Origin of the sequence: Veillonella tobetsuensis, assembly GCF_001078375.1 — a bacterium.
Classification (GTDB): Bacteria; Bacillota; Negativicutes; order Veillonellales; family Veillonellaceae; genus Veillonella; species Veillonella tobetsuensis.
The window spans coordinates 11539-27100 of the sequence record NZ_BBXI01000002.1 but is presented as its reverse complement, the minus strand read 5'-3'; the positions used below and the strand labels follow the sequence as shown (position 1 = coordinate 27100).

At 43.9% G+C, this 15562-nt stretch carries 9 protein-coding genes and 1 pseudogene; all 10 read right to left on the bottom strand.

What is annotated here, in order from left to right:
* Position 1: 1 nt before the first annotated feature.
* Complete coding sequence (cobN, locus tag VEI_RS00220; RefSeq protein ID WP_059361049.1) at positions 2-3625, bottom strand: cobaltochelatase subunit CobN; 3624 nt, start codon at positions 3623-3625, stop codon at positions 2-4.
* Positions 3626-3628: 3 nt separating this feature from the next.
* Positions 3629-5680, bottom strand: a complete 2052-nt coding sequence (locus VEI_RS00215; protein ID WP_059361047.1) for a VWA domain-containing protein — start codon at positions 5678-5680, stop codon at positions 3629-3631.
* A 2-nt stretch (positions 5681-5682) separates the two neighbouring features.
* Complete coding sequence (locus tag VEI_RS00210) at positions 5683-6612, bottom strand: ATP-binding protein (protein WP_059361045.1); 930 nt, start codon at positions 6610-6612, stop codon at positions 5683-5685.
* A gap of 93 nt (positions 6613-6705) precedes the next feature.
* Positions 6706-7491, bottom strand: a pseudogene (locus VEI_RS00205) (ABC transporter ATP-binding protein); the annotation flags it as partial.
* Between the two features lie 59 nt (positions 7492-7550).
* A complete protein-coding gene (locus tag VEI_RS00200) occupies positions 7551-8588 on the bottom strand; it encodes a FecCD family ABC transporter permease (RefSeq protein ID WP_059361040.1) in 1038 nt (345 codons plus the stop codon).
* Positions 8581-9543, bottom strand: coding sequence for an ABC transporter substrate-binding protein (locus VEI_RS00195; protein WP_059361037.1), 963 nt, complete (start codon positions 9541-9543; stop codon positions 8581-8583). The genes VEI_RS00200 and VEI_RS00195 overlap by 8 nt, the downstream gene beginning before the upstream one ends.
* 81 nt (positions 9544-9624) lie before the next feature.
* A complete protein-coding gene (locus tag VEI_RS00190) occupies positions 9625-11574 on the bottom strand; it encodes a TonB-dependent receptor plug domain-containing protein (RefSeq protein WP_059361035.1) in 1950 nt (649 codons plus the stop codon).
* 133 nt (positions 11575-11707) lie between these two features.
* Entirely contained in the window at positions 11708-13651 is a 1944-nt protein-coding gene (locus VEI_RS00185) for a TonB-dependent receptor (protein ID WP_059361032.1), read from the bottom strand.
* 100 nt (positions 13652-13751) lie between these two features.
* The gene (locus tag VEI_RS00180) at positions 13752-14513 is read right to left on the bottom strand and encodes an ABC transporter ATP-binding protein (RefSeq protein WP_059361030.1); all 762 of its coding nucleotides are present in this window, start codon (positions 14511-14513) and stop codon (positions 13752-13754) included.
* Complete coding sequence (locus VEI_RS00175; protein WP_059361027.1) at positions 14513-15559, bottom strand: FecCD family ABC transporter permease; 1047 nt, start codon at positions 15557-15559, stop codon at positions 14513-14515. The genes VEI_RS00180 and VEI_RS00175 overlap by 1 nt, the downstream gene beginning before the upstream one ends.
* Positions 15560-15562: the final 3 nt, after the last annotated feature.

Here is a 15562-nt window from a genome sequence, read left to right as displayed (position 1 = left end):
ACTAACGACCTTCTATAACACCTTCTATGGAAATATATAAGGACTGCAAATCCTCTAGCATCGTTGGAGATGCATCCCAGTAGCCACGTTGAGCGGCTTCTAACAAAATTTCCGCAATGCGCTGCAAGGCCCACGGATTTACATCACGCATCCAGTCTTGCACCGTTGTATCTAAGGCATACTTGTTAGCATAACCTTCATAGACCCAGTCGGGTACGATATCGCTCGTCGCATCCCAGCCAAAGCTATGGGATACCACATTGGACATATCCGATGCACCTTTGTAACCATGATTCATCATGGCTTCGATAAATTTAGGGTTCTGCGTTTCCCCTTGCACAACGCGGCGCAGCTCATCCGACAATGACCGCATCACAACGCGACTACGGTCGGTACTATCCCCCACATAGGCGCGAGGCGCACTGCCCTTTGCAGTTCGCACCGCCGCAATGAGACCACCATGATAGCTATAATAATCGTCAGCACTCAAAATATGCGTTTCTCGATTATCTTCATTTTTAATGGTCACATCCATGGTCGTTAATCGACGCTGAAATAGCCTCATATCCTGAGGAATATCCTTGTGTATGTGAAAGCTACTCCACTTGCTATACACTTGAGCAATATCTTCTACGGACTGCCAGTTTTTGCCTTCTATCATGGCGCCTACACCGGTGCCATAGGCCTGTGGCGGGTCACCGAAGATACGGAGTCGCGCCTTTTTAGTAGCCAACAAAGGATCCTCACCTTGCTCCACGAGCCAATCTACATCATCGTGAATATGCTTTTTCACATAGTTATCATCTGGGGACTCATCTAGTTCTGACACCATTTCCACGGCCTTATCAAGCCAACTAATGGCAGTAGGCATCATATCTCGAATGAGGCCACTGATGCGACCCATTACGTCAATACGAGGTCGTTGTAATTCTTCTAAAGGAATCACCTCTAGGCCTGAAATGCGACCATTGGACTGCCATTTAGGGCGAACGCCCAACATGTAGAGAAACTCACCTAAACACTGGCCGTGACTTCTAGAGTTGCTACTAGCCCAGAGAATGATGCCTACCGTTTCAGGATACCGTTGCTCGTTTAAGATATAGTCAGCAATGACTTGGTCTGCCAAGTCTATCCCTAGCTGATAAGCAATCTTTGTGGGTAGTGCCCGTTCATCGAGGCCATAGAAGTTACGCCCCGTAGGCAATACATCAACTTGACCGCTGGAAGGAGCCCCACCAGGGCCGGGTTCAACATATTTTCCCTGTAAGCCCTGCGAAATGGATGTAATCTCATTCTTTGTTTGCCCTAATTTAGGTATATACTCGCGCACAATGACTGCGGCCAAAGGCGCTAGCCGTTCTGGCACTGTATAATCTGGTGTATTCACCACATACCTTACAAACGCACGCAGTTCGCTCCAAATTTGATCAATGATGTGACTGTAACGAATCCCCTCGTCATTTACGTCACCTGCATGTTGCTCTATATAGGACCAATCATAACCTAATTCTTCGGCTAAGATTTCAAGACCCGATGCAATATCCCCTTGTGGCGTCCGTACAATGGCGGTAATAAATTCCTCTAGCTCCACACCTTCAGGTCCCTGCCCTAAAATGTGCAAGCCATTTCTCATCTGCATATGCTTTAGGTCGCTTAACTTTTCATGGACAGCTGTAATAAGATCGTCCATCTCCATTGCAGCGCCTTGTTCTTCATCGATGAGATGACACGCCATGGCTTTCTCTCGAATCACGTTCTCTATATCCGATACACTCTCAGGATGCTCTTGCTCAAAATGACTATGCTCATCGAGTAAGGCTTCTAGTTCTTCAAACTCATCATATAGACCAGCCGTCGTCATCGGTGGCGACAGATGCCCTACTAAACAAGCGGAGCTACGCCGCTTAGCCTGGATACCTTCACCAATAATAGTCGTCCAGTACGGGTAAATATTAGGTAACGAGGATATACCAATTTCAGGATAGCAACTAGCACTGAGACCTGCTCCCTTACCTGGGAGCCATTCTAAGGAACCATGAGTACCTACATGAATGACTGCATCCGCTTCGAAGACGTTCCGAACCCAATGGTAGAACGCCAAGTATTGATGTGGCGGTGGCAAACAGGGGGCATGATAAATAGCAGATACATTTTCCCCAAAACCACGAGGTGGCTGCACTGTAATCCATAGATTGCCATTGGAGAAACCCGGGATAATAACCTCATCATCGTAGACGAATACATCTCCAGGCGCCGCACCCCAAGACTCGATCATAGACTTTTGCGTGTCTGCTGGCAGCGTTTCAAAATACGCTTTGTAATCATCACTACTCAAACGCCCTTCTGCAGAAGCTAAGAGCTCATCAGTGAGCATAGACCTGTCATTCGTCATATGAGATGTGACTATATCCATCAACTCTGCACTCGTTTCTGGCACAGTATCTACGGTATAGCCTTCGTCTTGCATGACCTGTAATAGTCGTCGTACCGATTCAGGCGTATCAAGTCCTGCAGCGGACCCAATATTGGAATTTTTAGGCGGATAGTTATGCAGGATAATAGCTACCTTTCGCTCCGATACTGGAATATGTCGTAATTTAGACCATTTAATGGCCCGCTCTACAATAGCAGCAATGCGTTCTTTTACAGGTAGATACACATAGTGACCACGCTCATCAAAGGTTTGACACGCCACGACGCCACCTTGAATGACGCCATCGAGCTCAGGTTGTGATATAGATAAATTCACGTCCAAAGGCGTCACGCCTTGCGGATTTGCAGCCCAGGTTTTCTCATCCATGTATATGGTATAGCCCTGAATGATAGGCACATCCTGTAACTTTAATTCCTCCAAAGTTTGCGCCCCTAAGGACTGATAGGAGAATTTACAAGTATTTATGAGCACATCAAAGGGGAATACATCCTTACCAAAGAGATGATTCATGGACAGTTTCATATTAGGAATGCCTACACGAGGATTCGAGCCATACTGCCCATAAAAGATAATCGGATTGTACTGATGTTTATAAATTTCTTCGAATAAGGCCTGTTGATACTCAATATCCCCCATAATCCATTCGTCGCGATAGAAATACACCGCGATAGACGGCCAATCCCGATGTCCTTCGGCATCCATAAACTCATCATAGGTTTCGTAGATATTTCCATCGCGGCCCATGATGGCTTGCCACGGAATGTGGTCAGGTTCCTCCCATTCGGAGATTGGTTTTGTACTGAAAGCACCGTTAATAAGGCGCACATAGTTCATGACGCCACTGGTGCGGCGATAGCTTTCAAGAAATCTCCGTTGATTTTCGTCTATATTGCGATAGAGAATATCTGTTTTCTTAGGCTCTACCACATCAATCCAATACTTAGGATGATGTGCATACAGCCAACGCTCTAGACGCTCTAAAAATGGCGAATCTAAGCCAACCCCCATATTCGTTACGAGAACGACATCTGCAGCACGTAGGCGGCTTTCAAAATCCTCATCCCAAAGGGGCTGTTTTTTCATATTACAGATGTCCACCTCACCCTGTATTAATTCAGGATAGGTGGCAACAGCCTGTTCTATATATTGGATTTGTTTTCCTAAATTAGAAATATACATGAGACGACTCATGATCTACCTCCGCGATACTCGTAAAATATCATCCGCCGTAATAGTATCCATGGCGTAATAACTGCCATTCATTAATTTACATAATTCCTTAGTAAGGCCTAGCTTGATAAAGCCCGTTTCCGTATCAATAACGATACAGTCTACAGGCAAGGTCCCAAGAATACGAGCCCATTGTTTGGCCTCTGCTACGGGATCCTCTAAGTCCCCCGACGTAGCACGTCCATCGGTGATACATATAATCTGAATGCGTTCTGCCCGATGGGCACGCAACAATCTATCGCACATGGTATAGGCCATGCGTAAACCATAAACTAATGGCGTTTTACCACCTGTAGGCATAGAGGCTAATAGTCGCTCTGCGCGCTCTACGCTACGGGTGAACGGCAATAACACCTCTGCCGATTCCTTGCGAAAAGCAATGAGCCCTACTGAGTCACGGTGAATATAGGAATCACGCAAGAGGCTCAAAATAGCGGATTTCGTGGCCTCCATGCGATGACGTGCCGCCATAGAACCGCTCGCATCCACCACAAAGAGCTGGTATGCACCAATACGTTTTTCTCGAGCTTTACGGCGATAGTCCTGTGGTTTTATCACTATAGATAATCCCTTAGATTCTTGCTGTTCTAATGGCAGAGACTGCGTAGATTGTATTTCTTGTTCCACCTTAACAGCAGATCGCAACCGTTGGTAGGGTGCTGCCGCTCGCAATGTATCGACTAAGGCCAAGTCCTCAAGAGCATGTTCATCTTGATAGGCTCGAATCATGCGCCCTCTCGTATCCTTTGTTTTGGTCATGAGACGACGACCTGAGCCCTTGCGATACTGACGGTCTACAGTCTTATAAGACTGTAATTTCCAATGAAACATCTGGTTAGCTATACGGGCAACAGTATCAGGCAAAGATACAGAAGATAGCCCGTTAGATACATCAGCATCAGTGCTTCTTGAATCAGAACTATCAGGTTCCTTAGGGTTAGCGTCATTAGTGTCGCTCGTTTCTTCTTGATTAGCGTTGCCGGATACGTCTTGATTAGACGCTCCATCTTCGTTACCACTTATATCATTATTGGAATTATCTGATTCATTGGGATTGGATTCATCACCATTAGAATCTTCTCCACCCGAATTACTCGAGTTATCTACATCAGAGTCCTCTACTATTTCAGTATTCTTCTGCAACTGATTTTGGTCGTTTGTACTACTTCCATTATCCCCTTGTGATGATTGAGATTCTGATGCTTCATCTCGCTTCATACGATGGGGCAAAACATATAAAGCGGCTCGGTCTGCATGGATTGGCTTGCAGTACGAGCTGCCATCAAGAACTGCAAGAGATTTCATAACTTGCAGCAATACGTATTCTGCACCATGCCCTACAGTGCGTGCTTGTAGTGCATAGGATATGGCTAGTGAAAGCATAGCATCCGAAACAGCAATATTCTGAACTCGTTTAGTAGCTATGAGAGATAACATATCCTCAGCTGAAATAACATCTATTGAGCTAGTTTTCTCCTCACATAAGGCATCGTCCAAGTCTGATTGATTATCCCCTGCTATAGATGCTTCACCACATAGGATTTCTTCTCGATTTTGTTGCAAAATAGCAACTCGAGACTCTAGTGTAGATGCAGCCATAGATACATGCACATCGACGAGTTCCCACTCCGCATCATCTAGTGTTCTATCTTCATGATTGATAGTCATGATGAGCAGTATTTGACGTCGCTTCGCCTCTACTAATAAGGCATGACGAACCTCAGGTACCAGAACGTGCCCATCATCGACAACCCAACATCGAGTACTAGTGTCATCTAAAAGACCTGCGGACATAATCATCTGGCCCTGCTCTAGGGACGCTTCAAAATCGATAGTCTCTTGTAATTGTGAATTTTCTACATAAATGGGTATCAAACGATAGGGAATATGCCACGCCTCGAGGCACTGGCGAAGGACATAACTTTTACCCACACCAGTACCACCAGAAATAACGAGAGTATGAATCTGATTGTTTACAAGGCCTATTTTGAGGGCCTCTCGTACAGATGTTTCCATAGCTAGCCCTCAAGCACAGCCGTTACCACTGTATCAATGCGGTCTTCATCATGACCTTGCTCCTCAAATGGTAAACGACGTAAACGGTGCTTCAATGCTAATCGTGCTGCTATCTTGAGGTCGCTCTCTGTGATTTGATGGCGACCGTGAAAGGCTGCGTGTGCACGAGCGGTGTGCATCATCGTAATATCTGGACGATGACCATCAACGCCAACACCAATACTAATGCTTGCAATTTTCAACAATATCTCATCGGTGGGAATGATGCTTGGCAATAATTCACGAGCTTGTAATAAGCGTTCGTGTAATGCTTGTTCCGATTCCGCATAAGACGCTACGAAACTTACCGGGTCGTCGCCAAAGGCAAGACGGCGCTTGATAACCTCCATCCGTTGTGCTGGATCATGCTCACCATAGACCATGACGGATAAACCGAAACGATCTAGCAGCTGAGGTCTAAGGTCGCCCTCTTCGGGATTCATTGTTCCTACGAGGATAAAGCGGGATGGATGAGAGTGGCTCACCCCTTCACGCTCTACCGTATTGACACCCATAGCTGCTACGTCAAGTAAAATATCTACAATATGGTCATCTAATAGATTAACCTCATCTACATAGAGAATGTTTTGATGTGCTGCGTGCAAAATGCCTGGCTCAAAAGCTTTCACACCGTCCTGTAGTGCTTTTTCTAAATTGATAGACCCTACAACACGGTCCTCTGTAGCATTAATAGGAAGTTCCACAACGGTCATGGCCGTAGCCCCTGTCTCCATAGGGGGTAATAGGTTCGCCAAAGCACGAACCGCCGTAGATTTAGCAGTGCCCTTTTCCCCCTCGATTAACACACCACCGATAGATGGATTTATGGCATTGAGTAACAGGGCCAACTTCATTTCATCTTGACCAACAATAGCAGTAAATGGATATAACATAAGTCTGACCTCATTCGGAATCGCAATACAAGGATGTAGCCAAAAATAAAATTAGTAATATATAAAAATAACTAACTATCTAACCCAAGATACTTATTGCAGGTCTGGATCGATAGACATGTCAGTACTAGCATTAGTCTGTTTATACGCTTTGATATCCGTAGTCCCTTTTGGAAATACAAAGATACGTTGTTGTTTAAAGTATGGATCATCGTAGACCGCTGCCGATAGATGGAATGCGTTTCGTAGATTCTCTGCAGTCAGCACTTCACGAGGCGTTCCTACATCGACTATATGACCATCACTAACCAAGACGAGCTTAGTACAATATTTGGCAGCCAATTCTAAATCATGGACGACGATTAGAATCGTTTTGCCTTCGTCACATAATCTACGACCTTCGTGAAAGATATCATCAGCGTACACCAAATCAAGCGCCGCCGTCGGTTCATCTAGTAAGAGTACCTCTGTTTGTTGTGCCAAGGCCTTTGCCAGAAACACCCGTTGACGCTCGCCGCCACTGAGGAATTGTACAGACCGATTACGCAGATGGTACACGCCCACTTCTTTCATGGCCTTTTCTACGATTGCTTTATCCTCTGGTCCCTCTTGTTGCCACCATTTCAGATACGGATAACGGGCTGTCATCACGATATCGATGGCTTCATAATCAAAGGATACATTAACGGATTGTTGCATGTATGCCACATGATGAGCAATTTCCTTGTCGCTCAAAGAGGCGATGCTTTTACCATCCCACAAAACCTGGCCTCCAGAAATAGGATAGAGTCCACGCAAGGTTTTTAACAACGTCGTTTTACCAGAACCATTAGGGCCGATAATGCCGACAAATTCACCGCTATCAATAGAGAAGGACGCATCCTTTAGAATGTGGTTTTCCCCTAATGTAACGGATAGTGATTGAACATCTAATTTCATTAGGCCCCTCCTTTACTGCGCAAGCGGTGAAGCAAATATAAAAAGTATGGTGCCCCTAAGAGAGCCGTCATGATACCTACGCGAATCTCAACTGGTTGTGCTATGATGCGACCTAAGGTATCACAGAATACGAGGAATAATGCACCCCCAACACCGGCCATCGGCAGTAGAATTCGATGATCCGGCCCCACTAATAAACGCACAATATGAGGTACCACGAGTCCTACGAAACCAATGGAACCGCTAACACATACGGCAGTAGCGGTAACTACGGACGCAAGGAATAGGAATAACATACGGTACACCATAACAGGCAAACCTAAGGCACGAGCCTCGGTATCACCAAGAACGAGTACGTTCAGATGCCGCCCGAGCAGCATCAGAATAACGCTGCCCGTCACGATAGGCCCTACAGCTAGTGCCACATGATCCCAACGACGGAAATCAAGGCCACCGACCATCCAGAATAGGAATTCACGCAACCGGTATTCGTTAATCATCGTCAAAATGCCCGATGTAAAAGCACCGAGGAGCATACTAACGGCTACACCTGCTAGCAATAAGGTTGTCGTGTCTAACTTGTTATTGCGCAAGGTCAAAAGAATAGTAATCCCAACAGATACAAAGGCCCCTACAAAGGCAAAGGCGGGCATGTAAAACATGCCGAGAGATGTTACACCCAGTGCAATAGCGATAACGGCACCTAGGGATGCCCCTGCAGATACGCCCATGATACCAGGGTCTGCTAAGGGGTTCGAGAAAACGCCTTGCATAACCGCACCAGCGAGTGCCAAGGCACCACCTACGAGAAGGCCAATGATAAGGCGTGGCATGCGGATAAACCATAGTACCGCCTCTTGTTCAGCCGTAATAGGCTCTGTAAAGTTCACTGGTATACCCATACCATTTAAAATGCTTTGAATGCCCCCGCCAATAGGAATCATAATCGTTCCTACATGTAGTGCCAAGAGGCTTACAACACATAGTAATACCCCAATCAGAGTTATCGCCATGATTCGTTTTTTCTGTTTACTCATGAGAACTCCTTTCTAACTGAGGATACACAGTATGCATAATAGCAAGCATCGCTTCGCCGATATGCTGATTCATAGTATATAAGTATGCTGCCGGTAAAGGCTTAACGCGATGTTCTTTTATAGCTGGCAGATTTTGAAAGGCTGGATTTGCTAAATATCTATCTGCTAACCCCTTATCCATCCCCTTATAGGACGGAATAAAGATAAAATCTGGATTCATAACTAACACCCGTTCCTCCCCAAAGGGTATCCGTGGCGGTAAGCCAATCTTATTAGGTGCATTATAAATACTCATGTATTTACACATATCATCAAAGAGACTGCCCGTTCCCGTGTAACCATCCATAGAGGATACAAAAAGAACTGTCTTGCGCTGCTCTAGAGGTATGGATGCGCCTAGACGTTTCATTTCATCTAACTCACGATGTATCTTTTGATCGTAAAACTGCCCCTTTTCCTCTTCTCCTACGATATACGCAACATCCTTTATATTTTTAATAACCCCTTCTACTGTAGAGTCCGATGATACAACAACTGTTGCAATGCCCATATGGCGCAAGCCAGAAATAACATCAGCAGATGTATAATCTGGGGCTATAACAAGATCTGGTTTCAAAGCAATTATCTTCTCTAGAGGATAGGAACTCATAACAGGCTTAACCTGCTTGGCCCGTTTCGCTTCTAAAGAGTAATCCTCATAGGTGGACAATTTATTGATACCAACCAAGCGGTCTGGTTCTACAAGACCTAATAAAATCGTATCAAATGCAGAGGACAATGCTAAAATGCGCTTTGGATTTTCAGGTACTGCTACACGAACCCCATCGTAACTGTCAACATACCGCGTATGAGGCGTATGGGAACTCTCATTATAGGACACAAGTGGTCCACAACCTGTTATACATACACAAAAGAGTATCATCAAACATATGAGAAACCTGATGTTCTTATTCATGATGATACTCCTTGTATAGTTATAACCGACTGTAAATGATTAGTCTAAATAATTATCCTAATTTAAAGCCAATCTATTACTCTAGAATTTATATGTGTAGCTAACCTTGTAGTTAAATGGCTCATCCCAGTATTCCCAATCACCATTGGAGATAACATTGTGACGATTGAGCAAGTTCCGTGCATCGATTCGCAAGGATGAATGTTCATTGAATTGATAGCCTACATAGGCATTCCAAGCCACGAGGTTAGGATTGATGCCGCCATCGCGGTTTTTCAAGCGTTTCGTTACAAAATTAAGGCTTGAACCAGCAGTCCATGTTGGGCTGTTGTAATGAATGCCCCCTGTAAATTGCAACTTAGGATTTGCTTGTTCCCAGTAGGTCTTATCGATTTCCCGTTGTTTAGGATTCATATACGCTGCACCCACAGTTACTTTCAAGCGATCTGTTAATTTACGGCCATATTGCGCCTCAACGCCAACATTTCTAAAACGGCCACCATTAACGCGAATCGTCATTTTACCATTGCTATCTGGTTTCCAAGAGAAGAAATTTTTGAAATCCATATAGAATGCGGCAACCTTCCAACTATCCTTCTTTGTAATATGCTTATAGCCCAATTCATAATTCCAACCTTCTTCAGGCTTTAAATTACGACCGCTAACCGATTGATATTGTCGATTTACAGTTTTAAATGTATCGCTGAGGTTAGGCATGGTGAAAGCCTTACCTACGTTCATATACAGGGATGATTCCTTATTGATTGTATGATTTAACTGGAATTGTGGCGTCAACACTTGTTGATTCTTCACAGGATCCTTGATATCCGTATAACGTAGGCCTAGAACAGTAGTCCATTTTGGATTGATTTGATAGGAATAGCTACCGTATAGAGCAAGGCTATGACGATGAGGACTTGCATAGACGGGACCTGATGTAGTGCGGTACGTTTCTCTCTTACCGAGCACACCTGCAATTAAATAGTCCTTTCCACCTCGGAAATCCCATTCGTGTTGCACATCAAAACCATATTGGCGAGCAATATAGTTACTATCATTAGATGTGTAGGATGAAAGATTATGTTTCCGGTTTTTACCCTTCAAATCTCTATCATTGTAGAAAAGAGTTGCTGTTGTATTATCATCCTTGAAAATCAAGGATGCATTATTTTTCGTATCATCATAGGCATATGTAGTAGAGTGACGATTGCGGTTTGTTACGTTACTTTCAGTACTCACCTGTGCATAAGCAGATTTACCTTCAAAGCGGCTAAAGTTGAATGTCACCTTGTCGTTCACCTTACCACTCATAAATAGGCCCAAGGAATTACCTTTTTCACGAGCCGTATAATACTCATAGCCACGAGGGCGAACGACTGAGTCTGTACGAACTGGTGTGGAAGGATCTTGTTCACCAAAGAAGCCCCGTTCTACACCAATCAAGAAACGAGGCGTACCATAATTTACGCGATAGGAGTGACTGCCTCTATTACCAACTGCAACGGTAGCAGAACCGCCTTCTTTATTAGGTGTCTTAGTGATAACATTTACAACGCCACTCATTGCATCAGAACCATAGAGAGCAGATGCAGCCCCCTTCAATACTTCAATACGAGCAATAGAGTCCGTCGGAATAGAGCTAAGACCACCCTTACCATTAAGGTTCATGGGAACGCCATTTACGAGAATCAAAGACCCCCGTTCGAGGCCACGGATATTCACACGGCTATCCATAGCACCGTATTCGAGCCCCGATGCACCATAGGAGAAGGACGTAATACCTGGCACCATATTAACCGCATCAAAAGCATTTTTAGCACCACTATTCATGATATCTTGCTCAGTGATGACATCCATCGCTGCTGGCGTATCTAAATCCATAAGCGCCATACGATTTGCAGTAACATTGATAACATGTGTTTCTGTGTCAGATGATGTAGCAGTTACATCTGCTGCATAAGCATTCACAGTTAAACCCATCAAAGCCATACAAATAAGTAGAGACGTACGTCGTTTCATTTGTTTATTCATAACAAACCCCTCATAACACACACGAATTATTCATAAAAAGTACATATTTGTATTATTACACATTTAAAGAAACCGCACAAAACCCATACCCCCTATCAGTACTGGATTTTATATAAACCTCTACAAATAAATATTAGAACTTTTGTGTATAACTCAATTCATATGTGAATGGGTCACCCCAGTATTCATAATCCCCATTGGTGATAACGTTGTGACGGTCTAACAAATTGCGTGCATCTAGACGAAGTGTTGCATCCTTATTGAAATGATAGCCCACATAAGCGTTCCAAAGGGCAATATTAGGGTTTAAGCCACCATCTCGATTGCGCAACCGTTTTGTAACAAAGCTAAAGGATGTGCCAGCTTCCCACGTTGGGCTTTCATAGCGAATGCCTGTAGTGAATTGCAATTTAGGGACCGCTTGTTTCCAGTAATTTTCATTCATTTCCTTTTGTCTTGGATTAGAGTAAGATCCGCTCACGTTCCATTTGAGGCGGTCGGATAAACGTCTACCATATTCGGCTTCGATGCCCACGTTGCGGAATTTCCCGCCATTTACTCGCACCAAAGGTCGACCATTTGTATCCGGTTGCCATTGGAAGAAGTTTTTGAAATCCATATAGAACACATCAACCTTCCAATCATCCTTTTTGTTAATCCGCTTGTACCCAATTTCATAGTTCCAACCCTCTTCTGGTTTGAGATTTTTGCTGCTTACCGCTGTATAACGACGGCTAACGCTACGGAATGTATCGCTCAAACTAGGCATTGTAAAAGCTTTCCCTATGTTCACATACATGGAGGATTGTTTATTGATAGAGTGCAACAATTGGAATTGTGGCGTCAACACATGTTGATCCCTAATTGGGTCATCGATTATGGTGTAACGCAAACCTACAATAGATGTCCATTTAGGGTTAATTTCATAAGAATAACTACCATACACAGCATAACTATTGCGTTTAGGATGAACGTACACAGGAACAGCCGTTGCATGATAGATTTCTTGTTTACCTGTAACACCTGCGATTAAATAGTCCTTACCATCTCTAAAATCCCATTCATGCTGTACATCAAATCCATATTGACGTGAGCGATAGCTTGTTTCAGTTGCCTTAGCTTGGGACGTATTGTGCACCCGGCTCGTACCACGCATCGTACGGTCATTATAAAACAAGGTTCCTGTAGTACCCTTGTCCTTATAAATTAAGGAAGCATTATTGCGATCATCCTTATAATGATACGTCGTAGAATGTCTTGCTTGATTGACCGGATTTGTTTCCGTACTGATTAGACCAAAGGACGATTTACTTTCAGCACGATTAAAATTCAATGTTACCTTATCTGAAAGCTTACCACTCATAAAGAACCCCAATGAATTGCCCTTGTTGCGAGTACTATAGTAATCGTAGTGTTTAGTACCTGCATAGTCGTAGCGAATCGGTGTGGATGGATCCTGTGTGCCCCAGTATTTTCTATCGATACCAACGATGAATTTATCTGTACCGTATGACATATCAAAACGTTTAGACCCACGATTACCTACAGCAACTGTAGCAGAGCCATCCTCTGTAGATGGAGTCTTAGTAATAACGTTAATAACGCCACCTAATGCCTCTGCACCATACAATGTAGAAGCAGCTCCTTTCACTACTTCGATACGTTTTATGGCACTCGTAGGAATAGAGCCGAGTCCACCTTTGCCATTGAGGTTCATAGGCACGCCATTTACAAGAACAAGGGCACCACGGTCAAGGCCTCGAATATTCGTACGGCTATCCATGCCACCAAAATCGGCACCGCCAGCACCATAAGAATTTATTGTTACCCCTGGTACGGTCGCCACCGCATCAAAAGCAGTGGTAGCACCAGTATTTTTTAACTCCTCAGGTGTAATTACATTCATCGCTACAGGTGTGTCCAAATCTAGAAGGGCTGTGCGATTGGCGGTTACATTGATGGTAATATCTTCTTCATTGTTATTCGTTGTTACATTCGCTGCATAACCATTAACGGCTATACTAAGCAATGTCATCAATGTAGCTATATACACACGTTTATTAACTTTTTTCATCATCCTATACCTCTATCTAACAACTAACTATATAACTGCAAGTCCTTTTAATTGTTACATACATATAGGAGGCATGCAATAACCCATACCCCCTATATGTATGTTATTCCATATTATATATAATGTTCAATCGTCCATCCGGTAAGGTCTGAACCATGGCAGATACACCGTAAATATGGCGTATAGTGTCTGACGACAAAACGTCTTGAGGTGTGCCACTACATACAATATGACCATCTTTTAATGCAATAATGCGGTCACAATAAATAGCTGCTAAATTTAAATCATGAATGGCAGACACAACTGTCGCATCTAATCGTTTGACAATCGTCATCAATTCAAGCTGATACTTAATATCTAGATGATTTGTGGGTTCATCGAGAACAAGGCACTCTGTGCGTTGCGCCAGTGCTCTTGCCAAGATGACACGCTGTTGCTCACCACCCGACAATGTATTAAAATTTCGGCTTTCAAAATCACTAAGACCTACTTGGGCCAACGCATGGCGGGCGATTTCATAGTCGTCAATTTGATCTCGGTCGAGCAAGCCCTTATAAGGGGAACGGCCCATGAGGACCATCTCAAGAACAGAGAAATCAAAATTGACCGTACTATGTTGTGCCACAACGGCCATTTTTAAGGCCGTATCACGATGACTCAAATCACTCAGTTCTGTGCCGTCAAAGAAAATCTTGCCACCATTAGGTTGTAACACGCGGTATAAACACTTTAAAAATGTACTTTTACCACTGCCATTAGGGCCTATAATCCCCACAAACTCCTTGTCTCGTATATCTAGTGAAATGTCGTGAAGAATAGCTTTTGAGCCAAAGGCGACTTGGATATTATTTGTTTGAATATTCATTATTCCCCTCCAAATCCATAATTCTTACGCACTAACATATACACAAAGGTTGGTGCACCGATGAGAGAAATGAGAATACCGATTGGTAACTCTGCATGAGGAATGATGCAGCGACAAAGGCCATCAGCGATAACGAGGAAAATACTGCCTCCTAAGGCACTGAACGGAATCAACGTCCAATGATTCGTCCCGATGGTCATGCGCACGAGGTGAGGAATCAAAAGACCTACAAAGCCTATCATCCCTGCCGCGTATACTACAAAGCCAATGATGAGAGAGCTGATAATCAAATACACTTGGCGATAAGTATGTAAATCACGACCTAATGTAATGGCCACCTCATCACCGAGAAGCATCATGTTGAGAATTCTGCTTTGAGACCAGAAAAAGACAATACTTACGAGGACAACAACGGCAATAAAAGGCAACATATCCCATTTAGCACCGGCAAAGCTACCCATCAACCAATACGTAATGGTTTGGATGCCTTCCTTGTCGTCTGCTAAGTACACTACAAAACTAGAAAAGGAACTACAAACGGCACTTAATGCAAGACCACCTAAAATCAATTTAACCGAATTTGGACGGCCTCCTAAGTTGGAGATAAATAAGACGCCGAAGGAAATCGCCATGGCCCCGATAAAGGCCATAACGCCCACGAAGTTTTCCCCAAACATCACGCCTATACCAAATAAAATGGCTACCGTAGCACCGAGGGATGCACCTGAGGAAATCCCCAAAATATAAGGATCCGCTAGGGGGTTCTTGACAATAGCTTGCATGATAACCCCAGATACGGCTAGGCCTGCTCCGATAATGGCAGCCATCAACAAGCGAGGCATTCTAAGTAGCCATATAATGGTCTGTTCTGGGCCATTCAGAGGATCATCAATAGCTAATGGACTTGAAAATTGATCCATTACAATATTAAAAATTTGAGAAAGTGAAAACTGTACTGTACCAACAGAAAGTCCCCATAGAATGGCTACTGCTAGCACCCCTATGAGGACAAATCCGCCAGCAGTATATCCAATACGTTTTAGCATACT